The organism is Pseudonocardia sp. P1 (assembly GCF_000178675.2).
Taxonomy (GTDB): Bacteria; Actinomycetota; Actinomycetes; order Mycobacteriales; family Pseudonocardiaceae; genus Pseudonocardia.
The window spans coordinates 5,220,840-5,239,884 of sequence record NZ_ADUJ02000001.1 but is presented as its reverse complement, the minus strand read 5'-3'; the positions used below and the strand labels follow the sequence as shown (position 1 = coordinate 5,239,884).

The 19,045-nt window shown below is 69.3% G+C and carries 16 protein-coding genes; 9 read left to right on the top strand and 7 right to left on the bottom strand.

Annotated features, from left to right (window positions below; translation table 11 throughout):
• Positions 1-24: 24 nt before the first annotated feature.
• Genes PP1_RS24270 through PP1_RS24245 form a run of 6 tightly spaced genes read right to left on the bottom strand, consistent with a single transcriptional unit; the run spans position 25 to position 4,663 of the window.
• Complete coding sequence (locus PP1_RS24270) at positions 25-1,998, bottom strand: heme lyase CcmF/NrfE family subunit (RefSeq protein ID WP_010242882.1); 1,974 nt, start codon at positions 1,996-1,998, stop codon at positions 25-27.
• The gene (locus PP1_RS24265; RefSeq protein ID WP_010242880.1) at positions 1,995-2,441 is read right to left on the bottom strand and encodes a cytochrome c maturation protein CcmE; all 447 of its coding nucleotides are present in this window, start codon (positions 2,439-2,441) and stop codon (positions 1,995-1,997) included. Before PP1_RS24265 ends, PP1_RS24270 begins: the two co-directional genes overlap by 4 nt.
• A complete protein-coding gene (locus tag PP1_RS24260) occupies positions 2,438-2,560 on the bottom strand; it encodes a hypothetical protein (RefSeq protein ID WP_010242878.1) in 123 nt (40 codons plus the stop codon). Before PP1_RS24260 ends, PP1_RS24265 begins: the two co-directional genes overlap by 4 nt.
• Entirely contained in the window at positions 2,557-3,321 is a 765-nt protein-coding gene (ccsA, locus tag PP1_RS24255) for a cytochrome c biogenesis protein CcsA (RefSeq protein ID WP_010242876.1), read from the bottom strand. Before ccsA ends, PP1_RS24260 begins: the two co-directional genes overlap by 4 nt.
• Positions 3,318-3,995, bottom strand: a complete 678-nt coding sequence (locus tag PP1_RS24250; RefSeq protein WP_010242874.1) for a heme exporter protein CcmB — start codon at positions 3,993-3,995, stop codon at positions 3,318-3,320. Before PP1_RS24250 ends, ccsA begins: the two co-directional genes overlap by 4 nt.
• Positions 3,992-4,663, bottom strand: coding sequence for an ATP-binding cassette domain-containing protein (locus PP1_RS24245; RefSeq protein WP_050802575.1), 672 nt, complete (start codon positions 4,661-4,663; stop codon positions 3,992-3,994). The genes PP1_RS24250 and PP1_RS24245 overlap by 4 nt, the downstream gene beginning before the upstream one ends.
• A 75-nt stretch (positions 4,664-4,738) precedes the next feature.
• Between PP1_RS24245 and PP1_RS24240 the strand changes: the two genes are divergently transcribed.
• Positions 4,739-5,449: a cytochrome c biogenesis CcdA family protein gene (locus tag PP1_RS24240; RefSeq protein WP_010242870.1), complete on the top strand. Its 711-nt coding sequence runs from the start codon at positions 4,739-4,741 to the stop codon at positions 5,447-5,449.
• 20 nt (positions 5,450-5,469) lie between these two features.
• Here PP1_RS24240 and PP1_RS24235 read toward each other — a convergent pair whose 3' ends face one another.
• Positions 5,470-6,249: a M23 family metallopeptidase gene (locus tag PP1_RS24235; RefSeq protein WP_010242868.1), complete on the bottom strand. Its 780-nt coding sequence runs from the start codon at positions 6,247-6,249 to the stop codon at positions 5,470-5,472.
• Positions 6,250-6,865: 616 nt separating this feature from the next.
• Here PP1_RS24235 and PP1_RS24230 point away from each other — a divergent pair.
• The 8 genes from PP1_RS24230 (at position 6,866) to PP1_RS24195 (ending at position 18,852) form a co-directional block, all read left to right on the top strand.
• Positions 6,866-7,432, top strand: a complete 567-nt coding sequence (locus PP1_RS24230) for a L,D-transpeptidase (RefSeq protein WP_010242864.1) — start codon at positions 6,866-6,868, stop codon at positions 7,430-7,432.
• Between the two features lie 223 nt (positions 7,433-7,655).
• The gene (locus PP1_RS24225; RefSeq protein WP_010242862.1) at positions 7,656-8,171 is read left to right on the top strand and encodes a hypothetical protein; all 516 of its coding nucleotides are present in this window, start codon (positions 7,656-7,658) and stop codon (positions 8,169-8,171) included.
• 724 nt (positions 8,172-8,895) lie between these two features.
• Positions 8,896-13,131, top strand: coding sequence for a Pls/PosA family non-ribosomal peptide synthetase (locus PP1_RS24220; protein WP_083697207.1), 4,236 nt, complete (start codon positions 8,896-8,898; stop codon positions 13,129-13,131).
• 29 nt (positions 13,132-13,160) lie between these two features.
• The gene (locus PP1_RS24215; RefSeq protein ID WP_010242857.1) at positions 13,161-14,174 is read left to right on the top strand and encodes a TauD/TfdA family dioxygenase; all 1,014 of its coding nucleotides are present in this window, start codon (positions 13,161-13,163) and stop codon (positions 14,172-14,174) included.
• 97 nt (positions 14,175-14,271) lie between these two features.
• Entirely contained in the window at positions 14,272-15,543 is a 1,272-nt protein-coding gene (locus PP1_RS24210; protein WP_010242855.1) for a sensor histidine kinase, read from the top strand.
• 144 nt (positions 15,544-15,687) lie between these two features.
• Positions 15,688-16,179 (top strand): hypothetical protein, encoded by a 492-nt coding sequence (locus PP1_RS24205; RefSeq protein WP_010242853.1) that lies wholly within the window; start codon positions 15,688-15,690, stop codon positions 16,177-16,179.
• Positions 16,180-16,279: 100 nt separating this feature from the next.
• On the top strand, positions 16,280-17,383 hold the full coding sequence (locus PP1_RS24200; RefSeq protein WP_083697208.1) for a PLP-dependent cysteine synthase family protein: 1,104 nt from the start codon (positions 16,280-16,282) through the stop codon (positions 17,381-17,383).
• On the top strand, positions 17,383-18,852 hold the full coding sequence (locus PP1_RS24195) for an MDR family MFS transporter (protein ID WP_010242849.1): 1,470 nt from the start codon (positions 17,383-17,385) through the stop codon (positions 18,850-18,852). Before PP1_RS24200 ends, PP1_RS24195 begins: the two co-directional genes overlap by 1 nt.
• Positions 18,853-19,045: the final 193 nt, after the last annotated feature.

The window sequence follows — 19,045 nt, the reverse complement described above, 5'->3', positions numbered from 1 at the left end:
CTGGCCCGGGCTAGGCATCGCTGTTCACCGGTTCCCCGACTGTGACATGCCGCGATCGGCCGAGGCCCGCGCGGTCCGGCGCGGCCGGCCCAACGCCCAGAACCCGCCGGCCGCGACCATGCCCCCGCCGACCCACATCCAGACCATCAGCGGGTAGCGGAACAGGTTGAGCGTGACGCGCTCGGGCTCCAGGTCCCCGAGGGCGACGTAGACGTCCTGTGCCGGGGTCGTCCATACATCGGGGTTACCGACCGCCTGTGGCCTGCCGGGGAAGGAGTTCAACAACGGTGTCATCTCCCGGATGACGCGCTCCCCGTCGGTGACGGTGAGGTGTGCGTCGGTGACCAGCCGGTCGGGCAGCTCGTGCTCGTCGACGTAGTCGAAGGTCAGCGTGTACCCGGCGAACTCGACGAAGTCCCCGCGGGCGACGGTGACGGTGCTCCGCTCGGCCAGACCGGACGAGGTGGCGACCACCACGACGAAGAGAGCGACACCGAGGTGGGCCAGCTGCCCGCCCCAGTACCCGCGCTGCCCGCAGATGAGGCGCCACAGACCGGCGGGAGTCCGTGCGGGGGCGGTCACCAGGGCTTGGCGCACGGTGCTCGACGCGATCCCGGTAGCCAGGGCCACGACGGCCACGACCCCCGGTGAGCTCACCCCGGCAAGGGCCGTCGTCGTCGCGGCACAGGCCGCGAGCAGCAACGGCACGCGCAGGCGTCTCCAGATCACCGCCGGCGACGCATGGCGGTACGGGGTGACCGGTCCGGCCCACATCGCGAGGAGCAGGGCGAAACCGAGCGGGACCGCCATCCGGTCGAAGAACGGCCGTCCGACCGACACCTGCTCGTCGGTGATCGCCTCGAGGACGACCGGGTAGAGGGTTCCGAGCAGCACGACGAACGCGAACAGACTCAGGAGCAGGTTGTTCAGCAGGAACGTGCCCTCCCGGCTGGCCAGCGACTCGGGACCGCCCCGGGATGCGATGCGCTCGGCACGCAGTGCGATGAGCACGAACCCGGTCACCACCACGACGACGAAGAACACCAGCAGCGGTGGGCCCACGTCGGACTGGCTGAAGCTGTGTACCGACTGGACGACCGCGCTGCGGGTGAGGAACGTGCCCAGGACGGTGAGGGCGAATGCCGCCAGCACCAGGACGAAGTTCCAGGACTGCAACATTCCCCGCCGGACCTGTACCACGGCCGAGTGCAGGAAGGCGGTGGCGACCAGCCACGGAACCAGTGCGGCGTTCTCCACGGGGTCCCAGGCCCAGTAGCCGCCCCACCCCAGGACCTCGTAGGACCACCAGGCGCCCACCACGAGACCCGCCGTGAGGAAGCTCCAGGCCGTCAGGTTCGCGCGGCGGGTGCGGCGCAGCCACTCCACTCCCGCAACGCTGCCGAGCAGCGCCGACATCGCGAACGCGAACGGCACCGTGAGGCCGACGTAGCCCACGTACAGCAAGGGCGGGTGGACGGCCATGAGCACGTGGTCGGCGAGGATCGGGTTCGGCCCGGGCCCGTCTGCGGGTACCTCGGCAAGAATCTCGAAGGGATTGCCCGCCAGCACGACCAGGCCGAAGAAGAAGGCGCCGACTGAACCCAGCACGCCGAGCGCCCCGGTGCCGAGCCGGTCATCGGTGTCGCGTACTCCGTGCATCACCGCTGCGGTGAATCCGGACAGGACGAGCACCCACAGGACCAGGCTGCCCTCGAGCGCTGCCCAGGCCCCGGTGATGCTGAAGAACGTCGAGGTGGCACGGGAGTGGTTCTCGGCGACATAGGCGACGGCGAAGTTGTCGGTCAGCAGGGCGACCTGGAGCGCCGCCATCGCTAGCACCGAGCCACCGAGCATGAAACCCGCCCCGACCAGCAGCTGCCTGCGACGCACGGCACCGGGCCGGTGCTGGGCGAGGAAGCCGAGGACCGCCAGCACCACCGACCCTGCGAGGCCGAGCATGAGGCCGGTCCACCCGGCGGAGGGCACCGCCGTCGTCATGCCGAACCCTCGTCGTCGGGCGGCTGGTAGTTCTCGTCGTGCTTCACCTTCATCGAGTCCGAGACGAAGGTGTCCCCCTGCCACTGCCCTTCGAGCACGACCCCGACGCCGGCGCCGAACAGCTGGGCCGGGGCGCCACTGAACTCCACGGGCACCCGGACACCGGCTGGCCCGGCCGAGGACGTCACCTCGAACTGCACCCGGCCTGGTTCGCCGACGACAGTGCCGTCCACGACGAGGCCGCCGAGCTGGAACCGGGTGCCCTCGGCCTGGCTCGCGCGCTGGGCCACCGCCTCGGCGGGCTCGAGGTAGTAGACGAGGTTGCCGTTGAGGTTGCCGAACAGCAGCAGGCCGACGAGGACGGCCAGGACACCGGTCGCAGAAGCGCCGAGCAGGCGATAGCGCCGCACGACACGGCGCTCGCGGATGTGTGAGGTCGTCATCGCCTCCCCTCCGTCCTCTCGCCGATCCGGGCGGCGGCCCGCACGAGCACCCCGAGATAGGCGACGGTCGCCGTCACGGTCACGCCGTACCCGAGAACCACCCAGGCCCATTGCGTCATCGCTCGGTCTCCCTTCGGGGTGCGGTCACGGCATCGCCGGCGACCGGCCCATCTCCGGCGCTCTCAGCAGCGTCGGCGGCGTCCTCGGCAGCGGTGATCCGCATCCGGGTCCGGACTACCAGCAGGTAGAGGGCGGTGAAGGCCAGGACGGAGAGCAGCAGCGCGGCCAGCATGCCGCCGCCGATCGCCGGTGCAGCGGGACGCAGCAACGACGGCGGCTGGTGCAGCGTCCTCCACCACAGCACCGAGAAGTGCACGAGCGGGACCATGGCGAAGGCGACGACGCCGAACACCGCCGACCGGCGGGCCCGAGCGACCGGGTCGTCTATCGCGCGCCGCAGGGCGAGGTACCCGAGGTAGACGAAGAACAGCAACGCCGTGGTCACGAGCCGGGCGTCCCACGTCCACCACACGCCCCAGGTAGGTCGACCCCAGATCGAGCCCAGGCCGATTGCGAGACCGGTGAAGAACACCCCGGCCTCGGCGCTCGATGCCGCCAGCCGATCCCAGACGGCGGTGCGCCGCCGCAACCAGACCAGGCCGGCGACGAGAGTCACGCCGTAGGCGAGAAACGCCGTCCACGCCGCGGGGACATGTACGTACATCAGCCGTACGAGCTCACCCTGCAACCGGTCGGGCGGCGAGAGCATCGCGGCAGCCGCCGCGATGACGACGGCGGTCGCGACCGCGAGCGGCAACCGACGCCCGAAGACGGTCAGCGGTGTCACCGCAGTCGTCTGGGTCAGGTGGGGTTCGATCATGTCTGGTCCTCCAGGTGCCGGACGCACCACGCGGCCGACAACGCGATGGCGAGATCGACGGCCAGCACGAGGACGAGCCACGGCCACGCCGGGCGCTCGTAGCGGGTGGCGTCGATGACTCCGACGGCGCCAAGCAGCAACGGAACCGTGATCGGAGTGACGAGCAGGGGACCGAGCGTGGTGCGCCCGGCGAGCCCTTCGGAGACGAGGTCGGCGAACGCACCGAGCGTGCCCAGGCCTGCAGCGACGAGGACGAGCATCGGCAGCAACCACGGCCACCCGCCCAGGTCCGGCGCGTAGAGCACTATCGCCACCGGAGCGATGACCAGCTGGAACGCCAACAAGAGCGCCGTGTTCCCGATGGCGCGACCGGCGAGACGGACCCGGGGTGTGACCCCGGACAGATGCAGGAGCGCTCTGTGGGCGGGGCTGTCTACCGCGCCGCCCCGCATGGTCACGAGAACTCCGAAGAGCAGCACGATCAGCCAGAACAGTGCCGGTCCGACGGCGGTGAGCAGGGCGGTCTCGGCGCCCACACCCAACGGCACCAGGAACAGCGCGACCGCACCGAAGGGCGCCACGACCCCGAAGACCTCACCGGTACGACGGTCGACGGACAGATCCTTGCGGGCGAGCACGACCGCCTGCGCCAGCGGAGACACCGACGGAGTCATCGGCCTACCACCGTCTCGACCCGGCCGGAGCGCAGACCGACCGTCCGGTCACAGAGGTCGGAGACCCTTCCGGCCTCGTGCGAGACGAGGACCCCCGCTCCCGACCGCGCACACACTGCCGCGAGAACCCGGCCCACCAACGGTGCGGCGTCGTGATCGAGCCCGGTGTGCACCTCGTCCAGGAGCAGCAGGTCGGGCTCGGTGAGCATCACCCTGGCGAGCTCCGCGCGCCTGCGCATTCCCTGCGAGCAGGCGATCGCCGGCCGACCGGCCGCCCGGGCGAGACCGACGTCGGCGAGCACCTCGGGTACCCGGCGACGTGAACGGCCGGTGAGGCGAGCGACCAGCCGCAGGTTCTCCTCGAGGGTGAGCCGGTCGTAGAGCGCCGCCGAGTGTCCGACGAGCGCGACGCGCAACCTCGCCGCGCGAGCGCTGGTGGCGTCGATCTGCCGGCCGAACAGCTCGACCGTTCCGGCGGTAGGGCGGACGAGGGTGGCGAGCACGGAGAGCAGCGTCGACTTCCCCGAACCGTTGGCGCCCATCAGGCCGACGACCTCGCCAGGCTCGAGACACAGGTCCAGATCGCGCAGGACCGGGGCCTGGTGCAGGTCCACCCGTACTCCTGCGAGGCGGGCCACCGGCAGCGCGTCGTTCACGAGGACTCCCAAACTTCTACGATACGTAGAAGATGACATACTTCGCATAACGGGTCCAGAGGGGCCCTGGTCGACCTCGGAGGTGTCGTGGAACTCCTGGCCATGACGGCGCTCGCGCTCGTCGCCGGGGCCGTGTCGTTCAGTTCCCCATGCGTCCTGCCGCTGCTGCCCGGCTACGTCTCCTTCGTCAGCCGCTCCGGCAGCCAGGACAGGGGGCGGCCGCACCGGGGACCTGCGCTGTTCGTGGCCGGGTTCGGCGCGGTCTTCATCGCAATGGGTCTCACGGCCTCGGCGGTCGGGCTCCTGCTGCGGCAGAACCTCGACGTCCTCACCCGGGTCGCCGGAGTGGTCGTCGTCGTTCTCGGGCTCGGGATGACCGGAGTCCTCCGAATTCCGCTGATCGCCCGCGAATTCCGGCCCGGCCTGCGCCGGGCGACATCCGGCACGATCGGCTCGTTCGGCCTGGGCGCGGCGTTCGCGCTCGGCTGGACCCCGTGCGTCGGTCCGGTGCTCGCGACGATCCTCACCGTCGCCGCGACCTCGGGCCGGCTCATGACCGGTGTCGTGCTTCTCGCCGCGTACGCGCTCGGGCTCGGGCTCCCCTTCCTGCTGCTGGCACGGGCTCTCCTGCGTGGCCGCGACCGATTCGCCTGGCTCCGCCGCAACGCCCACCGTCTGGAGGTCGCCGGCGGCGTGATGCTGGTGGTCACCGGCCTCCTGATGCTCAGCGGGGTGTGGTCGGCCGTGATGGCCGATGCCGTCTCCGGCTATGCGCGGTGGGGCTGGCCTCCGATCTGAGGCACTCCCGGCTTGCCTCGTCATCCGGTCAGCTCCAGACCGCGAGCTCTCAGCCAACCGACAGGGTCGACCTTCTCGCCCGACACCGAGCCCTGCCGGATCTCCAGGTGCAGGTGTGGCCCCGTCGACTGACCGCGATTGCCCACCTCGGCGATCCGGTCCCCGGCCGCCACGCGCTCCCCTGCCGCGACGAACGCCTGGTTGATGTGGCCATACACCGATCGGCTGCCGTCGGGGTGGCGGACGACCACCCACAGTCCGAACCCGTTCGCCGGACCGGACTTCTCCACGACACCGTCGGCGACGGCGAAGATCGGGGTCCCGATTCGGTTGGCGATGTCCAGGCCGTAGTGGGTGGAGCCCCAGCGCGGACCGGCCGTCGAGGTGATCCGGCCCCTGACGGGTTGCACGGTGACCTCACCGCCGGCCGCGGTCACGGCGGCCGGGGCCCCCTCGGCCCGGGCGGCCGAGAGCTGGTCGGCTCGCCGGGCGGACTCCTGTCCGATCCGGGTGCCCTTCGCCAGTGCGGCGAGGTCGTCCGGGTCGGCGGCGTCAGGAAGCTCGGACGCAGCGACAGGCGTGACGACCGCGGGACGGTCGGGAGTCGGGATCGAGGCCGGTTCGAGCGACAGCGCCGCGACCGGACGGACCTCGTCGTCGACCAGTTGGAGATCGAGTTCGTCGTAGGTGGCCTGAGCACCGGTGACCAGGGCTCCGGCCGCGAGTGCGACGACGGCTCCGGCACCGGCGGGCGGCGGAGCAGGGAGGCAGGCGGACAGGGACGTACAGGACGTCGACATACGGGTATCCCGAATCTGACAAGGGGCTGCGGGCGTGGGAGCGCGCAGCGGTGTCTAGATCCGGAAGACCTGGAGATCAGCTGTCGAGACGCGTGCGGGAGCCGGCGGGGTGTCGTCCGGCACCGCCGAGCGGACCACTCCTACGGGAACGGTCCTGACGCAGAGAACGGCGAGGTCGACGGTCGGCACACTCGTCACGCCGTCGGCGAAGCGGACCGGACTCGCGGCGGCGTGCTCGATGTCCTGCAGCGGAGCACCGTGGCATCCGTGCGAGCGTTCCTGACCGACAGGGGCCGGGGGCTCGCCCGCAGTCGCACCTCCTGCGCACAAGACACCCACCGCGAGCACGGCGAGTACGGCGACCGCGATGGCGCTTGACCATCGAGCAATCCGCCGCACGTGCACTCCCTCCGTCATCGACGAGGTTAGCGGTGCAGGGTCGGCCACTCTCGACCACCCGGCCGCGGCCCTCCGGGACTCCCCCGGGGTCACCCACCGCCAGATCCGACTCCGAAGCGTGACAACCTCGGTCAGCCTCGAACGTCTCTCGTTACGGATGATGCCGAGTCTCGTTACCCCGAGTGCGGTGACGGCGACCCACGAACAGGAGCACCAGATGGGGAATCCGACGACCCGACGACCACGCCGCAGCCGGATCGTCGTCGCCGCGATCGTCGCCGCAGCCGGGATCGGCCTCGGTGGAACCGCGCTCGCCGACGTCGAGCAGGGCGACGTCGCGACCCAGGCCCACGCGGAGGCCGTCGCACCGGGTACTCCGTGCTCGGTCTCGGCACGGGCGTGCGTCGATCTCGACACGCAACGCGCCTGGCTCCTGCGCGACGGCAAGGTCACCCGTGGTCCGGTTCCGATCGCGTCCGGCGGAGCCGGACAGGAGACGCCTCTGGGACACTCGTTCCGGGTCTACCGCAAGAACAAGGACCACGTCAGCGGTGAGTTCACCGGTCCTGACGGCAACCCTGCGCCGATGCCGTGGTCGGTCTTCTTCGCCGACGGCGGTGTCGCCTTCCACGGCGGCGACCGGGCGAGAGCGTCCGCGGGATGCGTCAAGCTCGACACCGGCGAGGCCGAGGCGTTCTTCAACGATCTCGTCGAGGGTGACAAGGTCCAGGTCGTGCGCGCATCAGCCGAGGAGAAGGCTCGTGGAGGCGGGGCGGCCCGCTGAGATCGGCACGCCGCAAGTGGCGCCATGTCGGCGTAACACGGTGACGGTTTGCACCGAGCCCACCCCTAGCGCAACCCCGCTGGTAGTCATCCGGGAAGAAGCAGGGGGCAGAATCGTGCCGGACAGCAGCACCCCGCGTGTCGCGTGTCCGGGACGTCGAGCGGACCGTAGCGGTGCGGGGCCCAGGGGCCGCGGGCCTCGCGGCTACGCCCCGACGTCGATCGTGCTCCTGCTCCTGGCCACGGCCGGCTCCCTTGGCGCCGGGCTGGCAGAGGATCTCGGTAGCGATCATCCGGTCCACATGCCGACCAACGCTCTCGGCGCGCTGCTGATCGGATGGCTGTGGCGTCGGCTCGATACCGCACGCTCGGTCGCGGCACCTCCTGCTCTGGCAGGTGCCCTGGCGGCACTGCCCCTTCTGCACGTGCCTGCGGGGCTGTGGACGCTGTCCGGCCACCTGCCTGGTCCCGGTAACGATCTACGCCACCTGGTGACCGATGCGGCGCCGTCGGTCGCCACCCAGATCGCATTCCCTGCTGTGCTGGTGGGGATCACCGCTGTCCTCCACCTCCTGCGGCGGCACGTCCGATCTGCCCGCCCCCTCATCAGGGCGCTGCCTGCCGCCGTCGAGTCGGCCCCGCGCATCGCCCCGGTCGTCAGGGAAGCTCCGCGCCACTCGCTGATCGGGGAATGCGGATGGTCGATCGCCGTCCGGCGAGGCCGCCGCTCGGACGCCTGAGCGCAGTCTGACCACGGGCAGTTCCGCCCCTGCACGGGCCTGGCCCTGTCGCAACCCGCTCGGCGGCGCGGCGCCTCTCCCTGCCCTGGGGCGCACCCTCTCTGACCAAGATTGTTTCAGCTGATCGCTCTCTTTCGGTTACCTCGCGATCGTTTTGCCATCCTCTTGCTGAGGCGGCGCTATATTGCGTTGCCATAACGCATTCGGAGGTGCAGCGGGAAGCGCTGGAGCCGTTTTCGGTTATGCACGGAGAGATCACCGGCCTGCAGGGGCCCTTGTCGCGTTCAAGGAATCAAATGACGATCACAGAGCCGGTGACGCCTTGCGCCCGGAGCCGCATAAGCCCCGACACTCGACGTGGCCCTTGTCGACTCGACTCACCTGGTCGCGCGAGTGACGTCTTCTCAGAGTGGCCCTCCCTTGAGGCTCGCGACGCAGGTACGGCCGTTTCGGTGATGCTCGCTACAAGTGACAGAGGCGTTCGCGATTCTCGGGGCAAGGGTCGGCCCGTCACTTCCTGGCACATGCGCCCGAGGCGAGGAAGCTTGCCGCACAGGGAGAGCACCGTCGCCCGTTTCACCGGGCGTTCGGGCATCGCAACACAGCTCGACATCAGCACCACACTGCTAGATGGGCCCCATAGCAGACTATTCGAACAAAAGCACCGACCCTTGTTTAACCGAGCGGGTGCTGAGGCGCCGCGTGGCAGCTCGGGAGCGGACCGATGACCCGTTGGAAAGGACTCGCGCAGGTCCCTGACGATCTTGTTCGGGTGGGCGTACGACGCGGTCCCGACACGTCGCAGACGACCGGAACAGAGGCGGAGAGTCCTGCGTCAGAACGGATTCTGATCGATCAGGACGGGCCACAAGCCGTACACACGTGTCTGGCCGAGCGGCTTGAGGGGCTGTTCGAAGCGCAGTGCGACTGGTTGGTCCAGTTCGGTTGCGCCGACCGCTTGGCGGTGGATACGGCGGATGGCGCCCTCTCCTACCTGGAGTTGGACGACGCGGCGAACCGGATGGCCCGCTACCTGCGGCTGCACCACATCGGTCGCGGGGACAGGGTCGCGCTCCTGCTCGACGACCCGGCTGATCTCTGCGTCGCGATGCTTGCCGTGGTGAAGGTCGGTGCTGCCTATGTTCCGCTGGATGTGCGCCTCAGCGCCGAGCAGGTGGTTGCCATCGTCGTCGATGTGGGCGCGCGTCTGGTGTTCACGACCTCGATCGTCGCGGCCGGGGTCCCCGAGTTCGAGCGGTGGGCAGCGACGACCGTCGTCGCGCTCGACCTGGCGGGGCGCTTCATCGGCGAGTTGAGTTCCCGGCGATTGCTGGATTTTGAGCGCGACCTACCGGGTGGGTCGGTCGCCTACATCGTCTACACCTTCGACAACGACGGACGTCCGCACGGGGTCGCGATCGAGCACAGCAGCGTATGCAACTTCGTTCGTGTGGCGGGCGAGGTGTACGGCATCGGGCCCGGTGACCGAGTGTTCCAGGGGCAATCACCGGCGTCGGACCTGATGGTGGAGGCGACTTGGTTGCCCTGGATCTCAGGGGCCACGGTGGTAGCTCCGCCGGCCGGGCCGACCCTGCACGGGAACGCGCTGTGGCGCTTCCTGGAAGAGCAGTATGTGACCGCGCTGCGGGCCAAAGCCGCGACGCTCGCAGCGCTTGACGAGGGGCTGCTCGCTCTGCGGCTGGTGCTCTCGGATGCATCGTGCCCACCAGAGGTGATCAGACGCTGGCGACGTCCCGGACGTCGACTGATCGGCACCTACGGTCCGCCGGAGGCCACCGTCGCCTCCACCTGGGCCGAACTTGAGCCGGGTCGCCCGACCTCGCTCGGGGTTCCACTGCCGACCTACAGCATCGTCGTGTTGGACCTCGAGGCCCCGCATCCCCCACTTCCGCACGGCCTGATCGGCGAGATCGGGATCGCCGGGGTCGGCCTGGCCCGCGGCTACGTCAACCGTGACGAGCTGGCAAAGTCGGCCTTCGTCGCTGACACACTGGGGGTGCCCGGCAACCCGTCCGAGCGGATCTTCCGCACAGGCGATCTCGGGTACATCACCCCCGACGGGCGCATCGAGTACCGAGGCCGCCTCGAGGCAGGGGCGCTCGCACGGGGTCGTCGTTTCGAGCTGGAACCTCCGAACCCGAATGCCGTCCCTTCGGGGGCATCCACGCCGCAGCCGACGGCGGTACAGCACGCGTCGCTGGTCGTCCCTGCTCGAGTACCGAAGGGTGTCGCCGCGGCCCCGACTGGCGCCGAAGCACTCCTGGGTGAGGTGCTCGCCGGGGTTCTGGACCGCGAACTGGTACCGGCCGACGCAGACTTCTTCAACGACCTGGGGGCCGACTCGTTGACGATGGCGAAGTTCTGCGCCCAGGTACGCAAGCACCCGGACCTGCCGTCGATGTCGATCCAGTACATCTACGAGCACCCCACGCTGCGCCAGCTGGCCACCGCCCTTGCACTGCCGGCTTCAGCATCGGCGCCGACGTCGCCGTCCTCGGCGCAGAAGCGGCTGGCAGAGATCATGGCGGAGGTACTCGACCGCGACGAGGTTCCTCCGCAGGCGAACTTCTTCGAGCTCGGCGCGGACTCGTTGACGATGGCCAAGTTCTGCGCCTATGTCCGCAGGGACCCCGAGTTGCCGACGTTGTCGATGCACGATGTGTACGCCACTCCGACACTCGCCGGCCTGGCGGCCTCCGTCGCTCCGACCGCGCACCGTCCGTCGACTGCGCCACAGGAGCCGGCGATGGTTCTCGACCGGGGGGCGTCGGTCCGCCGCGTCGGCACCCCGGGTTACGTCCTGTGCGGTGTGCTCCAGGTGGCCTTCGTGCTGGGTTGGACCTACCTCATGGCGCTGGTGTTGTACCTGGGTTACGAGTGGTTCCTCGTGTCACCGACACTGCTCGATCTCTATGGGCGTGCGGTCACGATCGGAGCCGCGAGTTTCGCGTTCCTGTGCTTGTTCCCGATCGTGGTGAAGTGGGTGTTGATCGGGCGGTGGACGCCGCGCACGATCCGGATCTGGTCCCTAGGTTATGTCCGGTTCTGGATCGTCAAGACGCTTGTCCGCAGGAATCCTCTGGTTTTTTTCCGCGGCTCGCCACTGTATGTGCTCTACCTCCGCGCGCTCGGTGCCCGGATCGGTCGCGACGTGGCGCTGTTCGCCCAGGCCGTGCCGGTGTGCACCGACCTGCTCTCGATCGGGCACCGTTCGGTCGTCCGCAAGGACGCGATGTTCTCCTGCTACCGGGCCCGGGACGGTGTCATCGAGATCGGATCAGTCACCCTCGGAGACGATGTGTTCGTCGGTGAGGCCACGGTGCTCGAAATCAGCACGCACGTCGGCGACGGCGGCCAGCTCGGACACACCTCTGCGCTGCTGAGCGGTCAGCAGATACCCGCAGGCGAGCGCTGGCACGGCTCACCCGCCCGCCCGGCCGGCGTGGACTACTGCACCGTTCCACCAGCCAGGCCGGGACCGACCCGCAAAATCATCTACTCACTGGTCCAGCTGACCATCACCCTCGGCATAGCCCTCCCACTTTCACTCGGCGGCATCGCACTACTGCTACGCGAGGTCCCCCAGCTGAGCGCCCTGCTGTTCCCGGGCCCGGAGGCGTTCGTCCACTGGTACTTCTACGCCGAGATCCTCGCTCTGAGCTTCGTGGTGTTCTTCGGCGTCCTACTCGTGGCGTTTCTGGTGATGATCACCGTGCCGCGGCTACTGGCTCGCGTGGTGCGGCCGGACCACGTGTATCCACTCTACGGAGTGCACTACTTCCTGCATCGAGCCGTCGCTCTGCTGACCAACAGTGTCACGTTCACGATGCTGCTCGGGGACAGCTCGGCGATCCCACACTACCTACGGGCCGTCGGTTATGACCTGCGGCCGCTCGTGCAGACCGGCAACAACTTCGGGATGCTGATCAAACACGAATCGCCCTACCTCACCAGGATCGGCACCGGAACCGTGGTCGCCGACGACCTCTCGATCGTCAATGCGGAGTACTCGAGCACCTCCTTTCGTCTGTCCCGGACCACGATCGGCGCGAACAGCTTCTTCGGAAACCGGATCGTCTACCCCTCGCATGGCAGGGTCGGGAACAACTGCCTGCTCGGCACCAAGGTGATGATCCCCGTCGAGGGGCCCGTCCGCGAGGGCGTCGGCCTGCTCGGCTCGCCGAGCTTCGAAATCCCCCGCACGGTCGCGCGCGACGCACGACTCGAACTCGGCGAGCGGCGACTTCGGCATGCGCTTCGGGGCAAGAACCGCCATAACGCCGTCACGATCGCCCTGCACCTGATAGCGCGCTGGCTCTACGTGTTCGGGATCGTGATCCTGGTGCCCGGGGTCGCGCTCTGGGAAGTCACACTCGGCGCGGCCGAGATCCTGGTCGCTCAGGTCCTGATCATCGCGTTCACCGTCGGGTGGTTCACCGCGGTCGAGCGGTCGGTGCGACGCCTGCTCCTGCAGGCGCCGGGGGGTTGCTCGATCTATGCGCCGATCTTCTGGGGTCATGAACGGTTCTGGAAGGTGCCGGCTCCGAGCTACCTGATGCTGTTCAACGGCACACCGTTCAAGGGGTTGCTGTTGCGAATGCTCGGCGTACGGGTCGGTGCTCGCCTGTTCGACGACGGCGCCTCGTTCATCGAGCGACCGTTCGTCGGTCTCGGTGACGACTGCACGCTCAATGAGCGCAGCATCGTCCAGAACCACTCCCAGGAAGACGGCGCGTTCAAATCCGACTCCACTGTCATCGGGGCCCGGGTCACGCTCGGGATCGGCGCCTTCGTGCACTACGGGATCACCATCGGCGATGACGCCGTGATCGAGGCCGATTCGTTCCTCATGAAGGGCGAGGAAGTCCCCGCAGGCGAGACCTGGGGCGGCAACCCGGCCCGCGAACTGGCCACCAGAGCTGTCCCGGCGTCGACGTAACTTCCGGGCAGGCACCATGAGGAGTCGAGATGTCCTCGCACCACCCTCGCCCGCCGCGGCCACTCTCCCCACGGCATACGTGGAGCGACGTCGAGGAGCTCCAGATCGTGTGCCGCCCCGACGCACCTGCCCTCTTGCAGATCCAGCCGGACGATCCCTTGCGGTGGGCGTTCGAGGCGCGTCGCGCGCTGCGCAACGCCGTGGTGGAACACGGTGCCGTGCTGGTCCGCGGGCTGGGCCTCTACGACCCGATCCTGGCCGGCGACGTGGTTCGGATGCTCGCCGACGACCTGATGCTCGAGTGCGAGACATTCTCACCCCGGTTGTCCTACGCCGACGGCCTGTACTCGGTGACGCGGTGGCCACGCGGGATCCCGATGTGTCCGCACCACGAACTGTCCTACCGCGACAGATTCCCCGCCTCGATGATGTTCGTCTGTCTGTCCCCGCCGGTCGTCGGCGGGGCCACGGTGCTCGTCGACTCCTCGGCAGTTCTCCCGGCGCTGCCCGCGAGTCTGGTCAAGCGGTGTGAGCGCGAGGGCTGGATGCTGATGCGCACGTACAACGGCGACGTAGGCCCGTCCTGGTCAGAGGCCTTCGGCGTCGGGGACCGACGCGGCGTCGAGGACTACTGCCGAGCCCACTCCATCGACGTCGAGTGGCGGCGCGGCGGGCAACTCCGCACCCGACAACGACGGCCGGCCGTGATCCGACACCCCGTCACAGGCGTGCGCTGCTGGTTCAACGACATCGCCTACTACAGCGAGTGGGTCTTCGGACCCGACGCAGCCGCTGAACTGCGCGACGTGCTCGGGCCCGACGGGTTACCGGCCACCACCTGTTTCGGGGACGGCACCCCCATCGGCTGGGACCTCGTTTCCCACATCATCCAGGCATACTCCGCCAACGCTGTCCGCGAGCCATGGCACAGCGGTGACCTCCTGTTCGTCGACAACATCCGCACTGCCCACGGCCGCGATCCCTACACAGGGCCGCGGGAGGTCCTCGCTGCGATGGCCGACCAGTGCACACACACCGTGTAACTCACCGCCCAGGTAAGGATCCTGCACAGGATCCAGGACCGGCTCCGGCGACGTGGCCGTCCGAGGGCACGCGGGCCGAGCGATGAGGTCGCGGATCGTGGCACTCGCTGTCACCGCTGCAGCGTTCGCGGTGGCGCTGTTCGGGATACCGCTGTTCATCGGCCTCGCCGAGTTCGTGGTGTCGGAGGAGCGCTCCTCGCTCCGGCGACTCGCCCAGTTCGCCGCTCGCACGGTGCAGGACGACCTCACCGAGGACCGCGTACCGACACGCCTACCGGACGGTCCGAGCGGAACAGCGATCGCCCTCTACGACGACGACGGGACGCTGCTGCTCGGAGCTGGCCCCGCGCACGGCGATGCGCCGGTCGACTACGTTCTCGGCAACCGGACCGGCCCAGCACCTGTCGAGGATCTGATCGTCGCGGTCCCGGTCAACGACACGGGCGACATCATCGGTGCGATCCGCACCTCTGCACCCTCGTCCCAGGTCTACGAGGCCCTGGGGCCCATCTGGCTGGGGATGGCGGGCCTCGCCGCTGTGGTGCTGGTATCGGCATGGCTTCTGGCACGACGGCTGGCGATACGGCTGTCCCGGCCGCTAGACCGCCTGGTCGACGACGCCGACCGACTCGGCGACGGAGACTTCAGCATCAGCCCGGATGCGACCGGTATCGCCGAGACCGACCGGGCCAGCGCAGCCCTCAGCCGAACTGCGCAGCGCCTCGACGACCTGATCGCACGCGAGCGAGCCTTCTCGGCCGAGGCCTCGCATCAACTGCGCACGCCCCTGGCCGGCCTGCGGCTCCGGTTGGAGTCCGCACTCGACCGGCCGGAGCGCATGACGACGGCCGAGATTGCCGACAGTCTGGGATCGATCGATCGGCTCGAACGCACGATCGCCGAGCTGCTCGCCCTGGCCCGCGAACGCAAGACGACCTCGGCACCGGCCGAGCTCTCCACGCTGCTCTCCGAGCTTGACGACGAGTGGCGTCCTCGCCTCGCCCAGGACCGACGCAGGTTCTCGATCCTGGTTCCCGATGCGTTCCCCCGGCCGAACGCATCGGCGGCCGCGATCCGCCAGATCCTCGGCGTGCTCCTCGACAACGCCTTCGTCCACGGCACAGGGGCCGTGTCGGTCGCCGCCCGCGAGCTGGGCGAGGACGCAATCGCCGTCGAGATCGGCGACGAAGGTCCCGGTATCCCGACGTCTGCCCTTACCGACACCCATATCGGGGTCGGCATGGGCCTGCCGCTGGCTCGCCGGCTCGCCGAGAGCGAAGGCGGGCGACTCACTGTCGGCACCATCACGTCGACGATCACACTGCTGCTGCCGGTCGCGACCGAGCCCCCCGTTCAATCCGCCCGCTGAAGGGGCCGGGCCCCCGAGAGCGCACCCAGGACCGCTGGGTGACGACCGCAGGCTCTCCGCGGCGGGGGCGGATCCGGGAGGTCGATGTCTGGTCCCGACTCCCCGGCGCCGCCGTGACCGTGGCGTTGGTACGGTTCGGTCACTGTGAGCGAGACCGTCGGTGCGCTGAACGCGCGGGAGCTGACCCTCTGGACCCGGCGTTTTGTCCTTTTTGTCGTTCTGGCCGCGATGGTGCTGGTGTGTGGGCTGCACCCCGCCTCGTCCCACGAGCCTGACCTCGTCGCCGACGGACCACCGACGCAGTCCGCGGGACCGCAGCTGTACGTGACAGCTGCAGTCGGTCAGCCGTCGGGTCAGCACCATCACGACGAGGCCGAGTCCGATGGCGGCACCGCGCCGCATTCGGATCACGAAGCTCCGGTATGCCACGACGCAGGCGGCCATGACGAGTCGACTCTGACGGCTCGCGGGGAGCGTCCCGCCCCGCCCGACGTCGTGGCGGGAACTGGTATCGCCGTTCGCGTGGTGGCTGCACCTCGGGCACCCCCGTGGACGATGAGCGCGGTCGAGACCACACCCGCCCGGCCGGCCGCCGGGCGTGACCACCTGACCTTGGCGCAGATCTCTCGGACCTAGAAGCGGCCGCCCTCGGGCCTATCGCCCCGAGGCGCCGTCTCTTTGCGTCCCATCACTGCTCCCCGGCGCGGCGTAGCGCTGTGCCTGAACGAGGTCTGTCATGTCCCTGCCCTTCACCACTGTTCCCCTCGATCGCCCGGGCGTCGCGCCCCGGCGTTGCCTGACGTTGACCGACGTCGTCGGGTCCACCCCGACGGTGTGGATCGATGCGCCGTTCGCCCCCAGCGGGCGGGGCTTCTGGGCCAAGCTCGAGGGCGCCAACCCCGGCGGCATCAAGGACCGCCCCGCGCTGCACATGGTCGAGCAGGCACGCGAGCGCGGTGACCTCCACCCGGGTGCCCGGATCGTCGAATCGACCAGCGGCACGCTAGGCCTGGGACTGGCGCTGGCCGGTATCGCCTTCGGCCACCCAGTGACGCTGGTATCCGATCCGGGTATGGAACCGCTGATGTACCGGTTGCTGCGTGCCTACGGCGCCGAGGTGGTGACCGTGCAGGCCGCTGCAACGTGCGGTGGGTGGCAACAGGCGCGTCGCGAGCGCGTCGCCGAGATCCTCGACCAGCATCCCGGCGCATGGTGCCCGGACCAGTACAACAACCCCGACAATGTCAGCGCCTACGCCACCCTCGCCGACGAGCTGCGCAGCCAACTCGGCCACATCGACGTGCTGGTGTGCTCGGTCGGCACCGGTGGCCATTCGGCGGGAATCTCGAGTGCGCTGCGCCGGTACCTGCCCGACCTCGAGGTCGTCGGAGTCGACACCGTCGGATCGACGATCTTCGGGCAGCCGGCACGGCCGCGACTGATGCGCGGGCTGGGTTCGAGCATCCATCCGCGCAACGTCGATCACAGCATCTTCTCCGAAGTGCATTGGGTCGGGGCGGACGAAGCAGTGTCGGCATGCCGGGCGATGGCGTGTGCCAGCTATGCCAGCGGCGGCTGGAGCGTGGGCGCGGTCGGTGCGGTGGCCGGCTGGCTCGCCCGGACCCGGCCGCAGGACACCCGGATTGCCGCGATCTTTCCCGACGGGCCGCAGCGCTACTTCGACACCGTCTACAACGACGAGTTCTGCGAGGCGAAGGGGATCACCGTCAGCGGCCCACCCGTGCACGCCCCGGACGTCATCGACCGACCCGACGCGATCGAGGTCCACCGCTGGACCCGCTGCACCACAGTGCTCGCGCCCAACAGGCCGGAGAGCTGATGCGCGTCCTCGACAGGTACCGGTCGTTCGACCGGCCAGTCCAGCTGCTGCTGCTCAACCAGCTGACCATCAATCTCGGCTTCTACATGCTCATCCCGTACCTCGCCGATCACCTGTCCCAGGGCCTGGGACTCTCAGTGTTGCTGGTCGGGGTGATCCTCGGGGTGCGGAACTTCTCCCAGCAGGGCATGTTCCTGGTGGGCGGCAGCCTGGCCGACCGGTTCGGCTACAAGCCGATGATCGTGGCCGGGTGCGCCTTACGGACCGGCGGATTCGCACTGCTCGGTCTGGTCGACAACGTGGCGACCCTGGTCGTGGCCTCGGCAGCGACCGGGTTCGCCGGGGCGCTGTTCAACCCTGCCGTGCGCGCCTACATCGCCCGCGACGCCGGAGAACGGCGGGTCGAGGCGTTCGCGCTGTTCAGCGTGTTCTACCAAGCGGGCATCGTGGTCGGCCCGGTCGTGGGGCTGCTGCTGACCGGGATCGACTTCACCGTCACCTGCCTGGTGGCGGCGGCGGTGTTCGCGGTGCTCACGGTGCTCCAGATCCGGGCTCTGCCGGCCCGACGAGGTGATGCCGACCGAGGGACCGACGCCGATCGGCGTCCGGTCCTGACCCAGTGGCGCGACGTCGCCGCGACCCGCGGCTTCCTACCCTTCTCGGTCGCGATGATCGGCACCTATGTCCTGTCCTACCAGGTGTATCTGGCACTGCCGCTGCACGCGCGGACACTGGCCGGTGATGGCGAGCTGGGTACAGCGCTGGTGACCGCGCTCTATGTCGTCTCCGGTGGTGTCACCATCGCCGCACAGATGAAGGTCACCGCGTGGTGTCGTGCGCGCTGGGGGCCGGCAGCCTCGCTCAGCCGTGGCCTCTTCGTGCTCGGTGCGGCGTTCGTGCCCTTGCTCGCCGCCGACGCCGTACTCGTCGCGTTCCCCGACGTCGCCGCGGTGGCCGCGACGGTGGTGGGGATAGCTGCGTTGCTGGCGACGGCGGCGCTGCTCGCGATCGGGACCGCCGTGGTCCTGCCCTTCGAGATGGACACCATCGTCGGGCTCGCCCGCAACCGGCTCGTCGCCACCCACTACGGCTTCTACAACACCGTGTGCGGGGTCGGGATCCTGCTCGGTAACGCAGGGACGGGATGGGCGATCGACCTGGCTCGCTCGCTCGGCGCCCCCTACGCGCCGTGGTTGGTGTTACTAGTCATCGGGCTGCTGTGCGGGTTCGCCCTCGCGCTGTTGTATCGGCGCGGGCTGCTCACCGCACCCGCCGAGGACACCCGAGCAGCGCAGAGCGAAGCGGATCGTGACCCCCCGACCATCCGACTGTGGGCGGTCGGCCAGCGCGACGACAGCCCCACTCGCCCGCTACCGGCCATCCGTGCTGTCCAGCAGCCGCCGGCCCCCACCCCGGTGGAGACGACGCGGCCACTGGCCGACCTGCCCGGGGCCGCCCGACGATGGTGATCCCCGCAGGAGCGGACAAACCCAGCCGTCCGCGACGACCACCCAGCGGAGCGGCCGCCATGGGGCGGTGAACGGCGTCGGACACGCCGCCGTTGCGTTGCGACGGCTGGGTGCTCGGCTGCTCGCCGTCGGCGTCGTCGTAGGGGTCCTCGCCGCGGGGCTGGTACTGGTCCGGAGCACGATGGGACACTTC